16 protein-coding genes and 2 tRNA genes are annotated in these 22,569 nt (G+C 34.7%); 9 read left to right on the top strand and 9 right to left on the bottom strand.

What is annotated here, in order from left to right:
• Window positions 1-330 precede the first annotated feature (330 nt).
• From clpP to serB, 3 genes are all read left to right on the top strand, one after another.
• The gene (gene clpP / locus DFR66_RS08120; RefSeq protein WP_114754332.1) at window positions 331-1,005 is read left to right on the top strand and encodes an ATP-dependent Clp endopeptidase proteolytic subunit ClpP; all 675 of its coding nucleotides are present in this window, start codon (window positions 331-333) and stop codon (window positions 1,003-1,005) included.
• An 87-nt stretch (window positions 1,006-1,092) separates the two neighbouring features.
• Complete coding sequence (gene clpX / locus DFR66_RS08115; protein ID WP_114754331.1) at window positions 1,093-2,325, top strand: ATP-dependent Clp protease ATP-binding subunit ClpX; 1,233 nt, start codon at window positions 1,093-1,095, stop codon at window positions 2,323-2,325.
• A gap of 162 nt (window positions 2,326-2,487) precedes the next feature.
• Window positions 2,488-3,726, top strand: coding sequence for a phosphoserine phosphatase SerB (gene serB, locus DFR66_RS08110; RefSeq protein ID WP_114754330.1), 1,239 nt, complete (start codon window positions 2,488-2,490; stop codon window positions 3,724-3,726).
• A 213-nt stretch (window positions 3,727-3,939) separates the two neighbouring features.
• On the opposite strand, the gene DFR66_RS13895 is transcribed toward serB, so the two are convergent.
• Window positions 3,940-4,089, bottom strand: coding sequence for a hypothetical protein (locus tag DFR66_RS13895; RefSeq protein ID WP_158634642.1), 150 nt, complete (start codon window positions 4,087-4,089; stop codon window positions 3,940-3,942).
• A 10-nt stretch (window positions 4,090-4,099) separates the two neighbouring features.
• Window positions 4,100-5,623 (bottom strand): GH3 auxin-responsive promoter family protein, encoded by a 1,524-nt coding sequence (locus DFR66_RS08105; RefSeq protein ID WP_114754329.1) that lies wholly within the window; start codon window positions 5,621-5,623, stop codon window positions 4,100-4,102.
• Window positions 5,624-5,717: 94 nt separating this feature from the next.
• Here DFR66_RS08105 and DFR66_RS08100 point away from each other — a divergent pair, with 94 nt between their 5' ends.
• Window positions 5,718-6,512, top strand: coding sequence for a DUF2797 domain-containing protein (locus DFR66_RS08100; protein WP_114754328.1), 795 nt, complete (start codon window positions 5,718-5,720; stop codon window positions 6,510-6,512).
• Between the two features lie 269 nt (window positions 6,513-6,781).
• On the opposite strand, the gene DFR66_RS08095 is transcribed toward DFR66_RS08100, so the two are convergent.
• The gene (locus DFR66_RS08095; RefSeq protein ID WP_114754327.1) at window positions 6,782-9,394 is read right to left on the bottom strand and encodes an AsmA-like C-terminal region-containing protein; all 2,613 of its coding nucleotides are present in this window, start codon (window positions 9,392-9,394) and stop codon (window positions 6,782-6,784) included.
• Between the two features lie 194 nt (window positions 9,395-9,588).
• Window positions 9,589-11,349 (bottom strand): signal peptide peptidase SppA, encoded by a 1,761-nt coding sequence (gene sppA / locus DFR66_RS08090; RefSeq protein WP_114754326.1) that lies wholly within the window; start codon window positions 11,347-11,349, stop codon window positions 9,589-9,591.
• A gap of 138 nt (window positions 11,350-11,487) precedes the next feature.
• Here sppA and folK point away from each other — a divergent pair, with 138 nt between their 5' ends.
• Window positions 11,488-12,624: a 2-amino-4-hydroxy-6-hydroxymethyldihydropteridine diphosphokinase gene (folK, locus tag DFR66_RS08085; protein WP_114754325.1), complete on the top strand. Its 1,137-nt coding sequence runs from the start codon at window positions 11,488-11,490 to the stop codon at window positions 12,622-12,624.
• Between the two features lie 24 nt (window positions 12,625-12,648).
• On the opposite strand, the gene DFR66_RS08080 is transcribed toward folK, so the two are convergent.
• From DFR66_RS08080 to DFR66_RS08070, 3 genes are all read right to left on the bottom strand, one after another.
• Window positions 12,649-14,814, bottom strand: coding sequence for an Ig-like domain-containing protein (locus tag DFR66_RS08080; protein WP_114754324.1), 2,166 nt, complete (start codon window positions 14,812-14,814; stop codon window positions 12,649-12,651).
• Between the two features lie 35 nt (window positions 14,815-14,849).
• Window positions 14,850-15,386, bottom strand: a complete 537-nt coding sequence (locus DFR66_RS08075; protein WP_114754323.1) for an RNA methyltransferase — start codon at window positions 15,384-15,386, stop codon at window positions 14,850-14,852.
• Window positions 15,387-15,455: 69 nt separating this feature from the next.
• Window positions 15,456-15,902, bottom strand: a complete 447-nt coding sequence (locus DFR66_RS08070) for a DUF1573 domain-containing protein (RefSeq protein ID WP_114754322.1) — start codon at window positions 15,900-15,902, stop codon at window positions 15,456-15,458.
• 161 nt (window positions 15,903-16,063) lie between these two features.
• Between DFR66_RS08070 and mutS the strand changes: the two genes are divergently transcribed.
• The 4 genes from mutS to DFR66_RS08050 all read left to right on the top strand — a co-directional run bounded on the left by mutS (window position 16,064) and on the right by DFR66_RS08050 (window position 19,491).
• On the top strand, window positions 16,064-18,697 hold the full coding sequence (mutS, locus tag DFR66_RS08065) for a DNA mismatch repair protein MutS (RefSeq protein ID WP_167400501.1): 2,634 nt from the start codon (window positions 16,064-16,066) through the stop codon (window positions 18,695-18,697).
• A gap of 151 nt (window positions 18,698-18,848) precedes the next feature.
• Window positions 18,849-18,924 (top strand) — tRNA-Gly (locus DFR66_RS08060).
• 12 nt (window positions 18,925-18,936) lie between these two features.
• Window positions 18,937-19,022: transfer RNA gene (locus DFR66_RS08055), tRNA-Leu, on the top strand.
• 121 nt (window positions 19,023-19,143) lie between these two features.
• Window positions 19,144-19,491 (top strand): DUF1508 domain-containing protein, encoded by a 348-nt coding sequence (locus tag DFR66_RS08050; RefSeq protein WP_114754321.1) that lies wholly within the window; start codon window positions 19,144-19,146, stop codon window positions 19,489-19,491.
• 158 nt (window positions 19,492-19,649) lie between these two features.
• Here the strand turns inward: DFR66_RS08050 and DFR66_RS08045 are convergent, their stop codons facing one another.
• Window positions 19,650-19,877, bottom strand: coding sequence for a PG1828 family lipoprotein (locus DFR66_RS08045; RefSeq protein ID WP_114754320.1), 228 nt, complete (start codon window positions 19,875-19,877; stop codon window positions 19,650-19,652).
• A gap of 189 nt (window positions 19,878-20,066) precedes the next feature.
• Window positions 20,067-22,235 (bottom strand): S46 family peptidase, encoded by a 2,169-nt coding sequence (locus DFR66_RS08040; protein WP_114754319.1) that lies wholly within the window; start codon window positions 22,233-22,235, stop codon window positions 20,067-20,069.
• Between the last annotated feature and the right edge of the window lie 334 nt (window positions 22,236-22,569).

Here is a 22,569-nt window from a genome sequence, read left to right as displayed (position 1 = left end):
AATTTTATGATTTGATTACAGATTGTAAACAATAAAAAATAGTTATATTTGAGCGTCAGAAAAAATATTTTTTGGCGCTCTTTTATTTGAATTTATCCTGAATTGATTTCAGGAGCAAATCCAGCTATTCGTTGCAAGTTTTTTCATCTCGTTTACTTTTTTCTAAACAAGAAAAGGAGCTTCCGTAGGTCGCTCTTTTCCTGCAAGAAAAAATGTAACGTGATTTCAAAAAGCTTTTCACTGCTATCTGGGCTAAACAAAAAAGAGAAGAGTTGTAAGTTCTGTCAAGAATTCATAACTCATAATTCATAACTCATAACTTATAAAAAGATGAACTACGGTAAAGAATTTAAAAAATTTGCTACAAAGGACCACGGTGTAAACTCGATGTATTACGATAAAATCGTAGGCGCAATGACTCCTAAAAACATGACTCCATATATCATTGAAGAACGTCAGTTGAATATTTCACAATTAGACGTTTTCTCCAGATTGATGATGGACAGAATTATATTCCTTGGAACAGGAATTGATGACCAAATTGCTAACATCGTTCAAGCACAGTTATTGTTCCTTGAAAGTGCTGATGCTTCTAAGGACATTCAAATTTATTTGAACTCTCCAGGAGGAAGTGTTTACGCAGGATTAGGGATTTATGACACGATGCAATACATCAAGCCAGATGTAGCGACGATTTGTACAGGAATGGCAGCTTCTATGGGAGCAGTGTTGTTATGTGCGGGTGCTGCAGGAAAACGTTCGGCTTTGCCACATTCAAGAGTTATGATTCACCAACCATCAGGAGGAGCACAAGGAGTTGCTACTGATATGGAAATCAACTTACGTGAAATGTTGAAACTGAAAGATGAATTATATAAAATTATCTCTCATCATTCTGGACAAACATTTGATAAAGTTCATGCAGATAGCGAACGTGATTATTGGATGATTGCTGAAGAAGCAAAAGCATACGGAATGATTGATGAGGTTTTAATAAGAGGATAAATTATTAGTCGAAATTCAAAAGTCATAAAGTCAAAAGCATAGCTGAGACTTTACGACTTTTGACTTTATGACATTAGACTAAAAGGAATGGCAAAAGTAGTATTAGAGTGTTCGTTTTGTGGAAGAAAGAAGCCAGAAACCAATTTGTTGATTGCTGGTATCAATGCACATATTTGTGATAAATGCATCGAACAAGCACACGGAATAGTTTTAGAGGAATTAAAGTCCAGCGGAAGTTCAAAACTGGTTGGAGATTTGATTTTGAAAAAACCAAAAGAAATCAGAGCGTTCTTGGATCAATATGTAATTGGACAGGACCAAACTAAAAAAGTAATGTCGGTTGCGGTTTACAATCACTACAAACGTTTGATGCAACAGCAATTAGACGATGAGGTAGAGATTGAAAAAAGTAACATCATCATGGTGGGACAAACAGGAACAGGAAAAACATTAGTGGCTAAAACCATTGCAAAAATGTTGGATGTCCCTTTAGCTATTGTTGATGCAACCGTTCTTACTGAAGCAGGTTATGTTGGGGAAGATGTCGAAAGTATTTTGACACGTCTTTTGCAAGCTGCCGATTATGATGTTGCCAAAGCAGAACGCGGAATTGTATTCATCGACGAAATAGATAAAATTGCACGTAAAAGCGACAATCCGTCTATTACGCGTGACGTTTCAGGTGAAGGTGTACAACAAGCATTATTGAAATTATTGGAAGGAACGGTTGTAAATGTGCCACCAAAAGGAGGACGCAAGCACCCGGACCAAAAATTTGTTGAGGTAAATACTCAGAACATTTTGTTTATCGCCGGTGGTGCTTTTGATGGAATCGAAAGAATTATTTCGAAACGATTAAACCGTCAAGCCGTAGGTTATTCGACTTCAAAAAACACTGATAATATTGACAAAGACAATTTGTTGCAATACATTATCCCAAAAGATATCAAAGATTTTGGATTGATTCCAGAGATTATTGGGCGTTTGCCGGTTTTGACACACATGGATCCTTTAGATAGAGAAACTTTGCGTGCGATTTTGACACAACCTAAAAATGCATTAATCAAACAATATGAGAAATTGTTTTTGATGGATGAGGTAGCTTTTACCATCACAGACGAAGCCTTGGATTTTATTGTGGATAAAGCCTTAGAATACAAATTAGGAGCTCGTGGATTGCGTTCTTTATGCGAAGCTATCTTAACGGATGCGATGTATGAATTACCAAGTTCTGAAAACAAAATTCTTGAAATTGATGTGGAATACGCAAAAGAAACGTTGAATAAAAATTTATTGAAACGTTTGGAGATTGCATCATAAAAATTGCATTTTTCTTAAAAATACAAACCTGTTCATTCATTTGAACGGGTTTTTTTATGGGGAAATTACACTATTTGTTATTGTTTGAAAAAAGGAAGAATATTTTTTTTTATCAACGTCAGAATGTCGATTTTTGTCCATTCTAAATCAAATATATACAAAATGCAAATAGAAGATGTAGAGGTAATTTTACTAAAAGTTTCTGGACAGGACAAACCCGGAGTAACTGCTGGTTTGACATCGATCCTGGCTAATTATGATGCCATTATTTTAGATATTGGTCAAGCAGATATTCATGATACGCTATCTTTAGGTATTTTATTTGAAATCAAGGCGGGTTCTTCTTCGGGGCCAGTTTTGAAAGATTTATTGTTTAAAGCCTATGAATTGGGTGTGAAAGTAAAGTTCATACCAATTTCTATTGCTGATTATGAAATATGGGTCAAAGGACAACGCAAACAACGCTATAGCATTAATGTTTTAGGCGAGACACTGACCGCGGTTCAATTAGCGGCTGTAACCAAAATTCTGTCCAATCAAAATTTGAATATTGACGCAATCAAAAGATTAACCGGCAGGGTTTCTATTTTGGAGAAAGATGAATTTCCGCGTTCTTGCATACAATTATCAGTTACAGGAACGATTGTAGATAAAACATTTATGACGGCCAGTTTTATGGAAATTTCCAGAACATTAGATGTGGATATTTCGTTTCAGGAAGACAATATGTACCGCAGAAACAGACGCTTGGTGTGTTTCGATATGGATTCGACGTTGATTCAAACGGAAGTAATTGATGAATTAGCAGAGTTAGCGGGTGTGGGTGAGCAAGTAAAAGCCATTACAGAATCAGCGATGAACGGCGAAATTGATTTTAGCGAAAGCTTCAAACAACGTATGGCTTTGCTAGAAGGTTTGAGCGAGGACGTGTTGCAAAACGTTGCTGAAAATCTTCCGATAACTAAAGGTGCGCATCGATTGATGAAGGCCTTAAAATATTACGGCTATAAAACGGCTATTTTGTCCGGAGGTTTTACCTTTTTTGGGAAGTACTTGCAAAAGGAATTAGGGATTGACTATGTTCACGCCAACGAATTAGAAATCAAAGACGGAAAATTGACAGGTAACTATCTTGGAGAAATCGTTGATGGTAAAAAGAAAGCAGAATACCTTCAAGCCATTGCCGATAAAGAGGGGATTCACATCAATCAAACTATTGCAGTAGGTGACGGTGCCAATGATTTGCCGATGTTGAATTTAGCAGGATTAGGAATTGCTTTTCATGCCAAACCGACGGTAAAAGAAAAAGCAGAAAGTTCTATATCCAGTTTGGGTCTTGATGGTGTTTTATACCTGTTAGGATACCACGACAGGCATATTGATATGATGGAGGAGGAATAAATTGTGCTTAATATATCTTGATTATCCGTAACTAATACCAACAATAATTTTACCACAGATTTAAAAGATTTCCATAGATTAGAGAAAAACGAATTGGATTTATAGAGGGAAATCCGTTAGAATCTTTTAAATCTGTGGCGAAAAAATAAAGTCATATAATATTTTTAAAAAGAGTCTGTCCCAAAATTACTTTTCGGACAGACTCTTTTTGTTTTATGTTTGAACGGTAAACATTTTTTCAGGCTTTTCCTGTATTTGTTTTTCGGGAGATTTACAAATTCCTCGGGCACCACAACTCATTCTGTGCGGTCCGCAGGAACTCAATACAAAAAGTGCAATCAAGATGTAAAAGGTGTTTTTCATCTTATCATTTTTACATAGTTTGAAACTGCATACTTTTCAGTTGTTCTAGATAATCTCTTTGGTTGGATAATCTTGGAATTTTATGTTGTCCGCCCAATTTGTCTCTATCTTTTAACCAATCGTAAAACAAATTTTTTCGAGCTACATTAATCACTAACGGATTTAACGTCATGTTGTTGTAACGTTTCGCTTCGTAATCTGAATTTAGTGATTGTATAGATTCATCTAATGCTTTCTGGAATTGCGATACATCAGCTGGAGGGTTTTTAAATTCAATCATCCATTCATGAGCGCCTTTTTCTTTGCCTTCCATAAATATAGGCGCAACGGTGTAATCAACCACTTCGGTTTGGGTTAGTTTACACGCTTTGGCTATAGCCTGATCGGTATTTTCGACCATCAATTCTTCCCCAAAAACATTAATGTGATGCTTGGTTCTTCCCGTAACCCGAATGCGGTACGGATTCAATGATGTGAAACGAACGGTATCGCCTATCAAATAGCGCCACAAACCAGAATTAGTCGTAATTACCAAAGCATAATTTTTAAACAATTCCACATCTGCTAATCGAATAATTTTTTGATCCGGTGTCCCAAAAGTATCCATTGGAATGAACTCATAGAAAATTCCGTAGTCCAGCATCAATAATAAATCACTGGAATTATTTAGATCCTGAATGGCAAAAAAACCTTCAGAAGCATTGTATATTTCGTAATATTTAAAGTCTTTTTTAGGGAGTATTTTTTTGTATTGGTCTCGGTAGGGTTCAAAATTTACGCCGCCATGAAAGTAAACTTCTAAGTTAGGCCAAAGTTCAAATAGATTTCCTTTTCCGGTTTTTTCCAGCATTTTATTCATTAAAACTAACATCCAGGAAGGAACTCCGGCGAAACTGGTTACATTTTCGTTTTTTGTTTCGTTTATAGTCGCTGCAATTTTAGTTTCCCATTCACTCATCAACGAAATTTTGTTGCTTGGTGTGCTGCTGAACTCAGCCCAAATAGGCATATTTTCGATTAAAATTGCAGATAAATCTCCAAAGAAAGTATTGTTGTCTTCATAGATTTGGGAACTTCCGCCAAGACGCAGACTTTTTCCCAGAAACAGTTCGGAATCTTCGTTGTTGTTTAAATACATACACAGCAAATCCTTACTGCCTTTATAATGACAATCTTCTAAAGCTTCATTACTTACAGGAATAAATTTACTTTTTGCATTAGTTGTACCGCTTGATTTGGCAAACCATTTTATAGGTGTTTCCCAAAAAACATTTTGTTCACCTTTTCGGGTTCTTTCAATCAGCGGCTGTAACTCTTCGTAGGTCGAAATAGGAATTCTTTCGGCAAAAGTTGCGTAGGAATGTATCGAAGCATACTCATATTCTTTGCCTAATGCAGTATTTTTTGATGTCTGAATTAAATTCATAAGCAATTCTTCCTGAACCTCATTTGGATATTTTAGGAAGAGTTCGATCTGATGAATTCTTTGTTTGAGAACCCAAGAGGCAAACGAATTGATTATGGTTAGTGGCATTTTTAAATTATGAATTATGAATTACGAGTTATAACTTTACCAAAAATAATAAAATTTGTTTAACAGTTGCGTTAAACCCGAAACTTTAATCACAATGACATACGAAGGAGTACTTACAAAAATGCAATCCGAATTTGGAAGCCCAATTCAATATTATTTGGTTTTTGAGAATGGATTTTTAAATGTGAATCAGTTGCTGAATAAAGAGCTGGAAATCAATTTTGTGGGGTATCAATGTTTGAATTGTGGGAAGAAGAAAAAAATTTTCCGTCAGGGATTTTGTTATGATTGTTTTTATTCCAGCGCTGCTGTTGGCGATTGGATTATGAAACCGGAGTTGAGTACCGCGCATCTAGGGATTCAGGATAGGGATTTAGCGTATGAACAGAAAGTGCAATTGCAACCACATATTGTGTATTTGGCGTTATCGAGCGAAGTAAAAGTAGGAGTGACTAGAAAAACGCAAATGCCAACCCGATGGATTGATCAAGGTGCAACCCAAGCCATTTCGATTGTGGAAGTTCCGAATCGCTATTTAGCAGGTATTACCGAGGTAGCGCTAAAAAATCATTATGCCGATAAAACCAATTGGAGAAAAATGCTGACTAATAATGTGGAGCAAATGGACTTAATCGCAGAACGATTAAAGGTTGAAAATTTGATTCCAACGGAAGTTCAGGAATACTTTTATTCACAAAAAAACGACTTGTACGAGATGCACTATCCCGTATTGAGTTATCCAAATAAAGTAAACAGTTTGAGCTTGGATAAAACACCGCAGTTTCAAGGAAAACTCACTGGAATAAAAGGACAATATCTGCTTTTTGAAGATGGAACTGTTTTTAATATTCGTGGCTCAGAAGGATATTTAGTGCGGGTTAATGTATAAAAATCACAGTTTTTTAAACCATTAAGGAATTAGTTTCATTAAGATTTAGAGCTTAATTTTCTTAATTGTTTGATCAGTTTTTTGATATTTCGTAACCATTAAGGGATAAAGTTTTATTGAGGTTTAGAACTTAATATTCTTAAATGTCTAATCAGTTTTTGGTTTTTTTTAAAACCATTAAGAAATTAAGTTTCATTAAGGTTTAGAGCTTAATTTTCTTAATTTCTTAATAGTTTAATTTTTTTAAGCAGTAAGTTTGGATTCTTGTTTTAGTTTGCTTTTGTAGTATCTACCGCTTTACTTTTCTTCTTAAACAATTCATTAAGTAATGCTGCGGCCTTAGCTTTTACCTCTTCTTTAGTTGCAGGAGTAGCAGGAGTAGCCGTTTTTGTAGTATCACTGGGTTTTTTGTTTTTATTAATATAATCCGTCAAAGCTGACGTTCCTTGTTTTACAAGTCTGTCTTTTTGTTGGTTTACTAACTGAGTAGTCAATTTTGTTACCGCACTGTTAATGTCGGTTGTGATTTTTGGGTTTGTAAAATTACCAACTAATACAGCATTTATAGGAAAGCTTTCGAGTTTTGCAGCATCGGCAGCAGATAATTTTGCTATTAAAGCATTTGCCTCTGAACCTAAATATTTGGCAGGAACATCAAATTTCAGATTGTAATTCATACTTTGGTCAAAACCGTGCGTTCCTCCAATAGTCGCTTTGATATCTTTGTACTTGATGTCAAATGGTTTTACATTTACTTTTCCGTCCTTGAATGTGATTGCTGCTTTCAAATCATTCAAATTTATTTTACTCACATCAATAAATTTCAAGTTAGCACCTAAAGCGGTAAGTAAAGTCGAATTACTGGAGTTTACTGTTGTAGAAAGCAGTTGTCCCAATAAATCACCAGTCAGCGTTTTCAAATCAGGAGTAAATTCTGTTGCGTCAAGGTTTCCGTTCAATTTGATGGTTGAATTTAATTTACCGTTTATGATTCCAGCAATTGGCGCAATTTTTTTCAACATATCTAATTGGGTAAACGACTGTGCAATATCGACTTGATTTAATTTTAAATCCATATTGAAGACTGGTGTTTTTCCTTTAGTGGAAACAGCTCCATTTACACCAATTGTTCCTCCAAAAATCGATGTTTTTACATTTTCTAAAGTCACTTTTTCATCCTTCACAATCAGTTTACCCGCAACATCTTTCAGAGTCAAATTGTCATATAAAACCGTAGTTGCTTTTGCGGTTAGCGTACAATTTAAGAAAGCAGGTACCTTCATTGCATCGGCTTTTTTAGTTGAAGTTTTAGTAGTCTCACCGGTTGTCATAAAATCATCAACGGCTAATTGTTTAGAATTCATGTTAAAGTTTCCTTTCAATTCTTGGTTTCTAAATATAAATCCGTAAAAATTCTCTAAAACTCCCGTCACACTAATGTCGCTTTTTCCTGTCGTTGCGTTCAGCTCTTTCAAGTTGACTTGGCTAGGATTAAACTGTATCAAAGCATTGCTGATGTTCATTGTTTTTCCGTTCTCATCTACATAATTAAAACCGGACAAACTCATGGTTCCCGCATTATTAATGTTTTGATACTGACTTTTCTCTACTGATTGCATATCAAATTTTGTCGTTACATCAGCGTTTAAAATTCCTGACAATGGCTTGTCCATCTTTATTGGATACGCTTTCGAAAGGTTGGATAAATTGATAGTTCCTTTTAAAGCAGCATCAACAATTGCATTTTGTGTGATATTTCTAATGTTTGCTTTGGCATTAAAAACGTCTTGGTCAATTTTAAAAGAGAGTTTATCTAAGTTAATATATGTGTCGTTTAGAATCCCTGTTTCATTAATAATTTTGGTGTCAATAATGATGTTTTGTACTGTTTTGGGTAAGTTAGGATACTTAAAAGAGGCGTTATTGGAAGCGATTTCAACATTAAATTTTGGCACTGTTGTATCAGTATACAAACCTTTAGCAAAACCAGTCACAGTAAAATCTCCAGTTGTTTTCACGTTGTCTAAACTCGCGGCATAAGCTGCGGGGATAATTCCTAAGAAATTTTTGAAAGAAGAAGTTGGGGTTTTAAATTTCAAATCATATTCCTGTCCGGCTTCGACCATTTGGATAAATCCGTCAAATTCCAATGGTAATTGATTGATCAGCGCCTTGTTTTCTTTGAACGTGTATTTACTTTTTTCTAAATCAATTCCTAAAACTGCATCCAGAGTCAAGGCAACATTATTCATATAATTGACTTTGTCCATGTCCAAAGTAATTTTTGCAGTTGTCTTGGTAACTAAATCCAATTTTTGTGCTGCAAAATCTCCTACACCTTCATGATTTATGCTATCAATTATCATTTTGATTTTAGATTTTTCATCAAAATAGCGAAATTTGAAATTCTCAATATTATAATTATTGATTTTCAATGATAAAGGATCGCTCTTGCCCCCTTTTTCATTTGCTTTATTTTTTAATGCGATATCGTAATTCCCAACACCGTCTTTATTGAAAATGATATTGATTAATCCATTTTTTGAAGTAATTCCGTCAATATTGATGGCTTCCTCTTTGCCTTTGAATAATTCTTTGATGGACATTTTCAAATCCACTTCGCCCAATGAAATTAGTGTGTCACCTTCAAATGGCGCTTTGTTTATTATTACTAATTGATCCAAAGAAACATTGGCACTCGGAAAACTTTTGATTAAACTTAAATCCACATCCGAAAAAGTAACTTTTGCATCTACTTTTTCATTAATAGCTTCGGCAATTTTAGCTTTTATCTGATCCTCAAAAAAGTATGGGATAGCAAATATAGCAACTAAGAATAGGACAATCAGGACTCCAATAATTTTTAAAATTGTTTTTAGCATAATTCGATTCTCTTTAGATTTATATATTCAGCAAAAATGATGCCCGTTCTCCACAAAAATAGGGCATTATAATTTAAGGAGTCTGTATTGAATGGACAAATAGCAGTCTGTTTCCTTTTAGTTTGATTTTAGGATTAAAAAAAAATCCGTTCAAATTATTATTTAAACGGATTTTCATAGAGTATTTTTAAAAGTTATTTGATGTTGATTTCAAACGGCATAATGGCTTGAATTCCTTTTCGTGCTTGCAGTTTTTTTATTTCCTGCATCATACGATAATTTTCTTCCCCAATTTCTTCTTTTATAAAGTCAGCTTTTGATTTTGCGAAAGGAAGATTAGCTAAAAGATCATCAAAATTCTTCTCATATTCCGGATAGTTTTTGGTGCTGTAACTTTTTGATTTGGCTAAAGAAGCTGCTTTTGCAATAGCATCATCTAAACCTCCAATTTTGTCTACCAGCCCAATTTTTAAAGCTTCAGAACCTGTCCACACTCTACCTTGAGCAATAGCATCTACTTGAGCAAATGTCATTTTTCGACCTTGAGCTACGCGTGTTACAAAAGTTTTATAAATGTGTTCTACACTCTCTAAGGTAACTGCCTTGAATTTTTCATCGATGGGAACAAAAGGACTGTAATCAGCTGAGTTTTCATGAGTCTTTACTTGTTCTGTATGGATTCCTATTTTAGTAGCTAGTGGTGTAAAGTTTGGTAATATTCCAAAAACACCAATAGAACCGGTGATTGTATTTTCTTCAGCAAAAATGGTGTTGGCATTACAAGCAATATAATATCCGCCAGAAGCTGCATAATTCCCCATAGAAACTACAACGGGTTTTACTTTTTTAGTTAATTCAATTTCTCTCCATATCAAATCTGAGGTCAAAGCACTTCCTCCTGGGCTATCCACACGAAGTACAATTGCTTTTACATCTTTATTTTTTCTTGCTTCTTGTAACGAGCGACGCATCGAACCTTCACCAATCACATTTACATCGCCTTCACCTCCTAGAATTTCTCCTTGTGCATAAATAATGGCGATTTCGTCTTTGCTGTCAAAAGTTTGGGATGTGGTAGCTACTTTTTGAGCGTAGTCTACAACAGATACTTTGTTGTAATCTTCGTCATTTGCTACTTTTAGCGCTTTTTTTATAGCGTTATGATACATATCTTCATAAGCAATAATGTCGACTAATTTTTGTAATTTTGCCATTTCTGGAGTTCGAGCAAGAAGTCCGTTGGCAATTTGATTTAATTGCGCTACAGATATATTTCTGCTTTTAGAAATGTCAGCGGTGATAGAACTCCAAACGGAATTTAATAATGCAGTAGTTTGCTCTTTATTAGCATCGCTCATTTTATTTTCTAAAAAGGGCTCAACAGCGCTTTTGTATTTTCCATGGCGGATTACCTCCATTTTTAATCCTGATTTTTCCTGAAAATCTTTAAAGAACATAATTTCAGATGACAATCCCTTGAAATCCATTTCTCCAACCGGATTTATATAAATTGGGCTGGCAACAGAATTTAAATAATATTCTTTTTGAGAATACGAATTAGCATAAGCCATAACAAATTTTCCTGATTTTTTAAAGCTTTCCAAAGCATCTCTCAAGGCTTTGCTTTGTGCCATACCTAATGATGAAGTATTGTTTAAGATAGAAATACCTTTGATATCATTGTCGGTTTTGGCTTCCTCAATGGCATTAATAATGTCTGATAACCCTATTTTTTTGTTTTCTGAAAAAATAGTTACCCAAGGATCTTTATATTTTCCTGCATAGTCGTTGGTGATGTCTTCTAAATTTAATTCGATTACAGAATTATTTTTTACTGTAATACCTTCGGATTCACCGCCAAATATAGCTCCTAAGAGGATGATTCCAAAAAAGGACAACATAAAAAAAACAAAAATACCTATAATAGTAGCTAATACATTCCCTAAAAATTTCATAATTATATTTTTTTAATATGTCGTAAAAAGCATAGAAACGTTACAAACAATTGGTTAGAATTTCCAAGTTTAATTATCGGCATAGGATGCAAATATATTGCTAATTCTAAAATTCTTTTAGTTAATTTGCACCCAATTATGAAATCACAACATCAAGTCATTTTATCGATAGGAAGCAATCAAGGCAATCGTTTGGAAAACATTGAGCATTGTTTGAAATTGATACATCAAGAAATTGGGACTGTAATTAAAGTTTCCAAATTATATGAAACTCCGGCTTGGGGTTTTGATAGTGATGCTTTTTATAATTGTGCGCTCGTTTTACACACTTTTACTTCAGCTCATAAAATTCTGACTCAGGTTTTAAAAATTGAAAAGCGTTTAGGTCGCTTGCGAAATAAAACCCAAGAATATCAATCACGTATCATAGATATTGATTTGATTGCTTTTGATTCAGAAATTATTGCGACTGAAAAACTTCAAATTCCGCATCCTTTGATGCAAAATAGGAATTTTGTTTTGCTGCCCATTCAAGATTTGAATTTAGATTGGAAACATCCCATTCTTCAAAAAAATATTTCGGAATTATTAGTTTTGTCTCCGGATGAAAGTGTTTGTACAGTAGTTCAAGAATTAATTAATCCGTTACAAAATATTCCGCTGGAACAATTTAATTATGTAGCCTTTGAAGGAAATATTGGAGCGGGAAAAACAACCTTGGCAACAAAAATTTCGGAGGATTTCAATGCGAAAACAGTGTTGGAGCGCTTTGCCGATAATCCTTTTTTACCCAAATTTTATAAAGATCAAAACCGATATGCCTTTCCGCTAGAAATGTCATTTTTGGCTGACAGGTACCAGCAATTATCGGATGATTTAGCGCAGTTTGATTTGTTCAAAGATTTTCTGGTTGCCGATTATCATATTTTTAAGTCTTTAATTTTTGCCAAAATAACACTGGCAGAAGATGAATATCGTTTGTATCGAAATCTCTTTGATATCATTTACAGAGAAATGCCAAAACCGGATCTGTACATTTATTTGTACCAAAATTCAGAAAGGCTGTTGCAAAATATTAAGAAACGCGGCAGAAGTTACGAGCAAAAAATCCCAGCTGAATATTTAGATAAAATCAATAGCGGTTATCTGGATTATATTAAATCACAAACCGATTTGAATGTTCTTATTATTGATGTTTCTGATAGAGATTTTGTAAAAAATCAAGAAGATTATCTGTATATTTTAGATGAAATACAAAAAAAAATATCCAGATAACTCAGTAGCTCAATTTCTCAATCCTTATCTTTTTAATGAAAAGTGTCCTCTTTTTTCAGGACTTCCCGCATCAATTTTTAATACATACCAATAGTCAGTTGCGGGAAGTAGATTTTTATTGAAAGTTCCGTCCCACGATGGCTTAGCTGCGCTTAGTTTCGTGATTAATTTACCATACCGATCAAAGATGGTTACTTCTGCCTCAGGATAATTTGACAACCCTTTTATTTCCCAAACGTCATTGTAAGAATCGTTGTTTGGCGTAAAAAACTTTGGCGCTATCAATATTACAAATGGTGCAGTATCAATTCCGCATGAATTTTTTTCCCGTGCATATGCTGTTTGCAAACCACTTGCTACATTAAAAAATACATTTGTACTTTGATAATTAATCCCATCAACAGAATATTCAAAGTAGTCTTTCGTATTTATCAAATAAATTACAACAGTAGTTTCGTTTACGTCAATTCTATCGATTTCAGGAACATCATGTTCGGTTACAGTAATTTTTTTGGAGCTGCTGCAGTTGGTGCTATTTGTTAAGGTTACATTATAAGTCCCTGGAGTAGTAACCTGAATTGTTTGTGTGGTTTCACCTGTAGACCACAAATAAGTCAAGTTAGAGATTTCTGCATCAAGAGTTAGGTTGCCAGATTTGCAAAGTATTATTTCTTGGTCAGTCATCACAGGCGGCTCATCAATTAAGATGTTAATTGCAATCCGATTCCCATTTGTACAACCGTTATTTATTGCCTCTGCGAAATACGTTGAGTTTTGAGTGATATTAGATAGATTTAAATTTGTTCCACTTCCTATAATTGCGCCACCGGATGAACTTGCATACCAGTTTATATTACCAACATCAGTAGTTGCTTGAAGTGTTACGGCTCCTGCTCCGCATCTTGAAACTGTTGTATTCGTTGATGTAACAGTAGGAGTTGTATTTACAGTGGCTGTAACTGCAGTTCTGTTATTGGAACAGCCGGCATCAACATAATAAGTAGTTGTTGTATTTAATAAAGGAGTTGTGTAAGTATTTCCAGTTGCTAATAAAATTCCGCCATTTGCCGTATCATACCAATTAATGGTTCCGCCGGATGCTATTGCTTGCAATGTCACAGTTCCTGATCCGCAATTTGAAGCTGGTGTAGTAGCTGTAATTTGAGGAATTATTATCGTGGTACTAGCTGAAATTTCAAGAATTGGATCGCCAGGCATTCCGCCGTATTCTACTATATATCCCTTTGATTGGTAATTTCCGCTTGCATCACCATTTAATTGTAAATCGTTCCACGATCCGGGAGTTCCAGGAACATCAAGCGCTTTAACGTGTACATAATGCTCATTTCCATTACTATTATTTGGTTCCCCATTATTCCAAAAAGCAAATTGGTTAGGAGCATTTGAGCCATTGATTCCTCCATTCCAAAAAACAGTTCCGTTTTCTGGACCTGTCATCCATTTCCAAATGCCTTCCGTTTCCGCATCACTACCGCCTATCCAACCATTTCCTTTTGCTTGTTCTCCTGCTATTTTTGCTTCGTCAGCTGCGGTGATTGTTGCTAAATATCCTTGAATTCCAAAATAATTTTTCTGTTCCGCTGCTGCTTTTGCGGCGGTCCAACTAATGCCTATGTTGGGGAAATATTCATAATAGTGACCATTTCTTGGTAAATAATTGGCTGCTCCAAGGGTAATAGAAAAGGTTCTGCTCCCAGAGGGTGTTGGCGAGGAGTTGCTAAAAACGATATCTTTGATCGCATTTACAAAGTCAGTATAAAGTACTTTTGCGGGTGGTGTAACACTGGATAATTTTAGTTTTCCTTCTAGAGGACTCCATTCAGTGACAATATTTGGGTGTAGTGTGGGATTAGCTAATTCAATTTTATCCTGTCCATTAACATATCCTGTAGAAACTTGGATATAAATAGCTTCGGTTCCGGTATCGGTGACATCTGAGCCGGTAATGGTGATGTCATTTACTATATTTAATGTTGTTCCTGGACAGTAAATTTGATTACCTGTTGCGGTAATTCTTGGAGCAATTGCTGTAGCAGTTGATTTAAATGTATCTTTTAAAATTACAATATTTTTTTTATTTAAGATATCAAAAGGAATGGCAGAATAAGTTGCCATTGGTGCAAATGATAAAAAAACTATTGTTATTTTCAAGAAAGTATTTATTTTCATACGATGCAGTATTGCGGTATTTATTCTTTAAACTTTTATTTTGGCCAATTCATTTTTTGAAATAAATCCCAAACTACAATTCCTGCACTCACAGAAATATTTAATGAATGTTTCGTGCCTAGTTGCGGAATTTCGATACAACCATTACATAACGCAACAGCTTCCTGCGAAACGCCATGAACTTCGTTCCCAAAAACTAAAGCATATTTTTTTTCTTTTTCAACTTCAAAATTTTGAAGAAAAACGGCGCTTTCCACTTGTTCTATAGCAAGTGTCATTATGTTTCCTGCCTTTAATTTTTCAATCACTTCCAAGACGCTGTCATAATGTTCCCAAGCAACAGTGTCTGTTGCGCCAAGTGCCGTTTTGTGAATTTCTTTGTTTGGAGGTGTCGCAGTGATACCACATAAATATATTTTTTCTATCAGAAAAGCGTCGGCAGTTCTGAACACGGAGCCAATATTATGCAGACTGCGAATATCATCTAATACTAAAATAAGCGGTGTTTTTTCCGATTGCTTAAAATCCTCAATAGATTTTCGGTCCAGTTCGCTGTTTTCCAGTTTTCTCATATTTTATTAATTATTCAAAAAAAAAGCTTCCGAAGTTAATGGAAGCTTTTTAATATATTTAGTTAAAATTTAGCTTTTTGAAGAATCAGCGGCTAAAACATTTCCTTTTATGGTAAGTGTTTTGGTAGGAACAACAGCATTAGTAGTCAATGTTACTGTTTTAGTAAAAGCTTGACCACCTCTTGAAGTGTCATAGTTTACTCCAATAACGCCTTTTGCTCCTGGAGCAATTGGCTCTTTTGGGTATGTTGGAACTGTGCAACCACATGATCCTTGAGCATTAGTTATGATCAAAGGTTTGTTACCGTTATTTGTAAAAACAAATTCGCGTTTACCATTAGAGTTGTAAGCAACAGTACCGTAATCGATAGTTTCAGTTACGAAAACCATTCCTGCGCCATTCACTTTTGGAGCAGCTTTAGCAGTAGTTGCTTTCAATTTTTTTGAAGTTTCTTGTGCAGTAGAAGTTGCAACTCCTAAAACAACTAGCATCGCTAGGGTAATTATTTTTTTCATATCTATTTTCAATTTAAATTCTATTTACAAAGTTAAAGAAAAAATCATGCCATTAGCTTAATTTTTCTCAAAAATATTTAATTTTTTATTGTCCATTAAATTCGTTTAAAAATATATAAATTCGCTAATTAATTTTTTTCATTTATTAAACATAAAATAAATTGGCATCTAAAGATAAAGTAGTTAAGGAAACGCCGTTAATGAAGCAATATAACGAGATCAAAAGGAAGTATCCAGATGCTTGTCTTTTATTTCGGGTTGGTGATTTTTATGAGACATTTGGAGAAGATGCAGTTCGGGCTTCAAAAATATTAGGAATTGTCTTAACGAAGCGTGGAGCTGGCTCTGAAACTGAAACGGCACTTGCGGGTTTTCCGCACCATTCCTTGAATACTTATTTGCCTAAGCTGGTCAAAGCAGGACTTCGTGTTGCAATTTGTGACCAACTTGAAGATCCTAAGATGACCAAAACCATTGTAAAACGAGGTGTTACTGAACTCGTTACACCAGGAGTTTCAATGAACGATGAGGTTTTGCAATCCAAAACAAACAATTTTCTTGCGGCAATTTATTTTGCCAATAAAATCATAGGGATCTCTTTTCTGGATGTTTCTACAGGAGAGTTTTTAACCGCTCAAGGTAATGCGGAATATATCGATAAATTGCTTCAAAATTTTAGTCCAAGTGAAGTCTTGATTCCAAAAAACAAAAAAGGGGAATTTAAAGAAGCTTTTGGTGAAGACTTTCATAATTTTTATCTGGAAGATTGGGTTTTCAAGCAAGATTATGCCTTTGAAACGCTTACAAAACATTTTCAAACCGTATCTTTAAAAGGTTTTGGAATTGAAGATTTGAATGAAGGAATCATTGCATCTGGAGCCATTTTATATTATTTGTCCGAAACACAGCACAATAAAGTACAACATATTACCTCAATTCAGCGTATTGCGGAGGATGCTTACGTCTGGATGGATCGCTTTACCATTCGCAACTTAGAGCTTTATCACAGTTATAATCCAAATGCGGTAACCTTGCTTGATGTGATTGATAAAACGCTTTCGCCAATGGGTGGAAGGCTACTCAAACGATGGCTTGCTTTGCCTTTAAAAGACAGTCATAAAATAAGAGGCAGGCATCAAGTGGTGTCTTATCTAAAAGAGAATCAAAGTGTTTTGAAGAACATTCAAAATCAAATCAAACAAATATCCGACTTAGAACGATTGATTTCTAAAATTGCTGCTGGCAAAGTATCGCCTCGCGAAGTGATTTACTTGAAAGAATCTCTGGATGCCATAATTCCCATAAAAACACTTGCTTTACAAAGTCAGCAAGAAGCAGTAAAAGTAATAGGGGATAGCTTGCATAGTTGCGATTTGCTTCGTGAAAAAATTAAATCGGTTTTAAATCAAGATGCTCCTGTGGCTATTGCCAAAGGAAATGCGATTGCGCCAGGAGTTCACGCTGAACTTGACGAGTTAAGAGCTATTTCAACTTCAGGTAAGGAATTTCTCGAAGGTATTGAAAAACGCGAATCACAGGCAACAGGGATTTCGTCATTGAAGATCTCATTCAATAATGTTTTTGGCTACTATATTGAAGTTCGTAATATGCACAAAGATAAAGTGCCTGCGGAATGGATTAGGAAACAAACTTTGGTAAACGCAGAACGTTACATTACAGAGGAACTTAAAGAATACGAAACAAAAATCCTAGGCGCAGAGGAAAAAATTCATAAAATAGAAGTCGAATTATTTGAACAATTGGTGAGTTGGATTGCAACGTATATCAAACCAGTTCAAATGAATGCTAATTTAATAGCGCAACTAGATTGCTTGTGCTCATTTACTCAGTTAGCTATTGAGAATAAGTATGTTTGTCCTGAATTGGATGATAGTTTTGAATTGGATATCAAAAACGGAAGACATCCAGTGATAGAAAAACAATTGCCTGTAGGGACGCCTTATATTGCAAATGATGTTTTTCTGGATAGAGAGACACAGCAATTAATAATGATTACAGGACCTAACATGTCTGGTAAATCAGCAATATTAAGACAAACTGCCTTAATTGTACTTTTGGCTCAAATGGGAAGTTTTGTCCCTGCCGAAAGTTTACGAATGGGAATTGTAGATAAAATATTTACAAGAGTAGGGGCAAGCGATAATATTTCTATGGGCGAGTCTACTTTTATGGTCGAAATGAACGAAACGGCATCTATCTTGAATAATATTTCAGATCGAAGTCTAGTTTTATTGGATGAAATTGGTCGAGGAACCAGTACCTATGACGGAATTTCGATTGCTTGGGCCATAGCCGAATTTTTACACGAACACCCATCCCAGCCCAAAACCTTGTTTGCTACGCATTACCATGAGTTGAATGAAATGAGTGAGTCGCTTTCAAGAATACAAAATTACAATGTGGCTGTGAAAGAATTAAAAGACAATGTTCTTTTTATTCGAAAATTAGTAAAAGGAGGAAGTGCACACAGTTTTGGGATTCATGTAGCCAAAATGGCTGGAATGCCTCAAATAGTGATTTTAAAAGCCCAAAAACTACTCAAGAAATTAGAGCGTAACCATTCTAGTGATGCTTTAAATGGAGTGAGAACATCAAAACAAGGATCAATCTTAAAAGGAGAGCCTGCAGAGCCAATGCAAATGAGTTTCTTCAATTTGGATGATCCGCTATTGGAAGAAGTTAAAGAAGAGATCCTCAGTCTTGATATTAACACCATAACGCCTATGGAAGCGTTGATGAAATTGAATGAAATTAAAAGAATGTTGACTAGATAATAATTTATTTATTTTTAAAGTTTAGGTTATCAGAACATTAACTTTAATATGTAATTTTTTTGTAAAAAAGGCTTGTATAATTCAATAAATGTCCTAAATTTGCCTCCGCAATACAGAACAAGTATTGCGGTTCTTTCTAAGAATTGAAAATGCGAAAATAGCTCAGTTGGTAGAGCGCGACCTTGCCAAGGTCGAGGTCGCGGGTTCGAGCCCCGTTTTTCGCTCCAACACCACATAATGCTCGGATGGTGAAATTGGTAGACACGCTGGACTTAAAATCCAGTGAACAGCAATGTTCGTGCGGGTTCAAGTCCCGCTCTGAGTACTAAAGCCTCTTCAATTGAAGAGGCTTTTTTTTATGGTTTTTTGTGTAAAACCAAATCTATCGAAATCAATATCAACTTTTTTGTGATTTGTAATTTTAATTTTTGTCATTTTAATAAACAATGGGTGCTTTTGTAATTAGTAAACGATATAACGACGAGTATAAATTTGTTTTTACTTCCAGAAAAGGAAAAGTTGTTTTTACAAGTTTAAGCTATGAGCTCAAGTTTGAGTGCGAAGATGATATTGAAAAATTTAAAGCAGCAATTGAATCTGCTGAATTTTTAAAATTTAAATCTTCCAGTGGAAAATTTTATTTTAAATTAATGTTAGAAGGAAATCATTTTGCAACAAGTAGAAAATATACCACTTCATTGCGTTTGCAAAAAGGAATCGATGAAATTATACGGTATGGTTCAAAATCAGAAGTATTAGATTTCTCTGGGAATGATTTTGTTTTTTTGGATTAAAGGTTTTTGGATTATTATAAAAAAAGAGAGTCATTAAATTTTAATTTAACGGCTCTCTTTTTTTTGTTTGTGCATTTCTTTTTTTAAAACAGGAAATGTTACAATTAAAAAAGCCATCTCGCATAGCGGATGGCTTTAAAATTTTTAGAATTTGAGTTCTAATTATTTTTTGCAGCTTCAGTAGCAACTTCAGCAGCTTCAGTAGCAACAGCAGCAGCAGAATCAACAACAACAGCAGCAGAATCAACTACAGCAGCAGCAGAATCAACAACAGCAGCAGCAGAATCAACTACAGCAGCAGCGTCGTCAGCAGGAGCGTCAGCTTTTTTACATGATACAACAGTCAATACAGCAACAGCAGCTAAACTTAAAAATACTTTTTTCATCTTAATTTAATATAAAAGGTTAATTATTAATTCGTGGCAAAGATATAAATTTTTTAATATGTAAAATATTTTTTTATTTTTTTTTTTTAAAAATAATATTTTTTGTCAACGCAGAAACAAATGTCAATTATTGTGCCAATTAAGGTAAATAAGCAACAAATACTTTGTGTCGTTGTTGAGTCCCTGATTTTACTTTAAGTTTTTCTTTTTCAAAGGTTTGCTTTTTTTCGGGTGAACCAGTTTTAACTCATTTATCAAGTTTTTTGCACCGGCATATTTATCCATTATAAATAGTACGTAACGTATGTCTACCATTATGTTTCTGCAAATACTTGGGTCATAATAAATATCACTCATAGTTCCTTCCCAAACGCGATCAAAATTAAGGCCTATTAAGTTCCCATAAGCATCTATCGCTGGACTTCCGGAGTTGCCCCCTGTAGTGTGATTTGTACCGATAAAGTTAACAGGCATTTTTCCGTTTTCGCCATAAGCTCCGTAATCTTTGGTTTTGTATAGTTCTATCAATTTGGTTGGAACATCAAATTCATAATCTCCGGGGATGTATTTCTCTAATACGCCGTCTAAATAAGTAATTGGTGTATATAGCGTAGCATCTTTTGGCTCGTATCCTTTTACTTTGCCATACGTAATTCGTAAAGTGCTATTTGCATCTGGAAAAATTCTTAGGTCTTTGTTTAATTCCAATTGTGCTTTCATATAGGTGCGTTGTAGTGCTGTAATCTTTAAATTGATTTCGTCGTATTTTGGTGCAACTTCTTTAGAATATTTATCAGCTAATTCTTTTACCTGCATAAAACCCGGGTCATTGTTTAAACTTGTTATAACGGTTTGTGCATCGCCGGTTAATAATTCTTTTAGACCTGCATAATTTTTAAGTCTGGATTTGGTATATATTTCCGAAGCTAAGTTTTTAGCATTTACTTTCGTTAAACTTTGTGGTAAAAATTGTTTAGGCGATTTTGTTGCATACAATTCAATTAATTGCTCAAAAACCTTTTCATCAACAGTGGCATTAAAATTCTTATAAAAATCAGCTAATCCAATAATTAGATTGTTTTTTCGGTCATTGAAAGATTGCTCTCCTCTAGTTTTGTAAACATTCTCTAATTGGTACAATTTGTATGCCGTACTTAGCAATTCAGTATTGCGCAGTACTACTTCTGTAAAATAATCTCTTGCTACAGCGTAAGGTCCGATTTCCGTGTAGTTTTTGTCGAAATCTGCTAAGAGTGTTCCATATTCTTTTTCTTTACCTGCTTTTACTATTTTTTGCTGGAATTCTTTTTCAGATTGTTTTTTTACAGCAATCGCATTTGATTTTTTTAGTCCTTGCGTTTCGCCAATCCATTTTTTCCAATAATTAGCAATACTTGCATATTTTGAAGCATATTGAATTTTGATAGCATTGTCTTTTCGCATAAAACCATCGGCCACTTTCAAGGCTTTGTCCCTGATTTCAATTTTTGCAGGGTTGAGTTCGTTTACAATTTGCTCGATGGCTATAGATGGTAAGTATTCGTTTGTTTTTCCAGGATAGCCAAATACTAGTGTAAAATCATCTTCGGCTACACCATCTAATGAAATCGGCAAGAAATGTTTAGGTGTGTAAGGCACGTTATCTTTAGAATATGCAGCCGGACGGTTATTTTTGTCAGCATAAATTCTAAACAACGAAAAATCTCCTGTATGACGCGGCCAAACCCAGTTGTCAGTATCGGAACCAAATTTTCCAATAGAGGATGGTGGTGCGCCAACAAGGCGGACATCTGTAAAGGTTTCCGTTACAAATAGCATGTATTGATTGCCTTCATAAAAGGTGCGAATTTTGTTTTCTTGCCAATTTTCCTTTGGTAACGAGTTTGATAATGCAGTAATATTTTCTTGAATTTTCTTTTGTTTTTCGGCTTCGCTGGTTATAGAAGCGGTTCCTTCTAAAACTAAAGAGGTTACATCTTCAATTTTTACCATAAAAGTTACGGTCAGATCTTCGTTTGGTAATTCGTCTTCCATTTTGTAAGCCCAAAAACCATCTGTTAGGTAATCGTGATCAACGGTAGAATGCGATTGAATCTGTGAAAAACCACAATGGTGATTGGTCAAAATTAGTCCTTTAGGCGAAATTACTTCAGCGGTGCAGCCTCCATTAAAATGGGGTACTGCATCTTTCATACTGGATTGATTTACATCGTAAATGTCCTTTACTGACATTTTCATGCCCAGATTTTTCATTTCGGTTTCATTCATTCCTTTTAACAATGAAGGAATCCACATACCGCCTTGTTGTGCTTGTGTTTGAATGACAAATAGTAATAAAAATAATTTTAAAAATTTCATTAGTATATAATTTAGTTTGAGAAAAGTGTGATACAAATTGATGATTTATTTTAGATATAATGGAATTACAAAATGTGTTAGTGGCGTTTTCCTTTCCACGTGCCACCATATTTATACTGAGGCAATGATTTTGATTTTTCACAGCAAGATTGGCAAACAAATATCCAATTTTTCCCAGCTGTTATTTGCACCCGAAACATCGTATCAGCAGCAATTGTGCAAATTTCACATATTTTGGTTTTCATTTTACAAGTTTAAGTGTGCTGTTTCTTTTTTGATAAGTCGCTGTAAAGACAACAAAAAATAGATACCTTTCTTTTTTAGAGTCAATAAT

This window comes from Flavobacterium glaciei (assembly GCF_003350545.1).
Classification (GTDB): Bacteria; Bacteroidota; Bacteroidia; order Flavobacteriales; family Flavobacteriaceae; genus Flavobacterium; species Flavobacterium glaciei.
Note: the sequence above shows the minus strand (reverse complement) of the source record. Positions and strands in the feature narration are given on the sequence as shown.

Excerpts from the sequence above, each read along its gene's own strand:
- clpP (WP_114754332.1), top strand. The coding sequence starts at position 331 with ATGAACTACGGTAAAGAATTTAAAAAATTTGCTACAAAGGACCACGGT.
- clpX (WP_114754331.1), top strand. The coding sequence starts at position 1,093 with ATGGCAAAAGTAGTATTAGAGTGTTCGTTTTGTGGAAGAAAGAAGCCA.
- serB (WP_114754330.1), top strand. The coding sequence starts at position 2,488 with ATGCAAATAGAAGATGTAGAGGTAATTTTACTAAAAGTTTCTGGACAG.
- DFR66_RS13895 (WP_158634642.1), bottom strand. The coding sequence starts at position 4,089 with ATGAAAAACACCTTTTACATCTTGATTGCACTTTTTGTATTGAGTTCC.
- DFR66_RS08105 (WP_114754329.1), bottom strand. The coding sequence starts at position 5,623 with ATGCCACTAACCATAATCAATTCGTTTGCCTCTTGGGTTCTCAAACAA.
- DFR66_RS08100 (WP_114754328.1), top strand. The coding sequence starts at position 5,718 with ATGACATACGAAGGAGTACTTACAAAAATGCAATCCGAATTTGGAAGC.
- DFR66_RS08095 (WP_114754327.1), bottom strand. The coding sequence starts at position 9,394 with ATGCTAAAAACAATTTTAAAAATTATTGGAGTCCTGATTGTCCTATTC.
- sppA (WP_114754326.1), bottom strand. The coding sequence starts at position 11,349 with ATGAAATTTTTAGGGAATGTATTAGCTACTATTATAGGTATTTTTGTT.
- folK (WP_114754325.1), top strand. The coding sequence starts at position 11,488 with ATGAAATCACAACATCAAGTCATTTTATCGATAGGAAGCAATCAAGGC.
- DFR66_RS08080 (WP_114754324.1), bottom strand. The coding sequence starts at position 14,814 with ATGAAAATAAATACTTTCTTGAAAATAACAATAGTTTTTTTATCATTT.
- DFR66_RS08075 (WP_114754323.1), bottom strand. The coding sequence starts at position 15,386 with ATGAGAAAACTGGAAAACAGCGAACTGGACCGAAAATCTATTGAGGAT.
- DFR66_RS08070 (WP_114754322.1), bottom strand. The coding sequence starts at position 15,902 with ATGAAAAAAATAATTACCCTAGCGATGCTAGTTGTTTTAGGAGTTGCA.
- DFR66_RS08050 (WP_114754321.1), top strand. The coding sequence starts at position 19,144 with ATGGGTGCTTTTGTAATTAGTAAACGATATAACGACGAGTATAAATTT.
- DFR66_RS08045 (WP_114754320.1), bottom strand. The coding sequence starts at position 19,877 with ATGAAAAAAGTATTTTTAAGTTTAGCTGCTGTTGCTGTATTGACTGTT.
- DFR66_RS08040 (WP_114754319.1), bottom strand. The coding sequence starts at position 22,235 with ATGAAATTTTTAAAATTATTTTTATTACTATTTGTCATTCAAACACAA.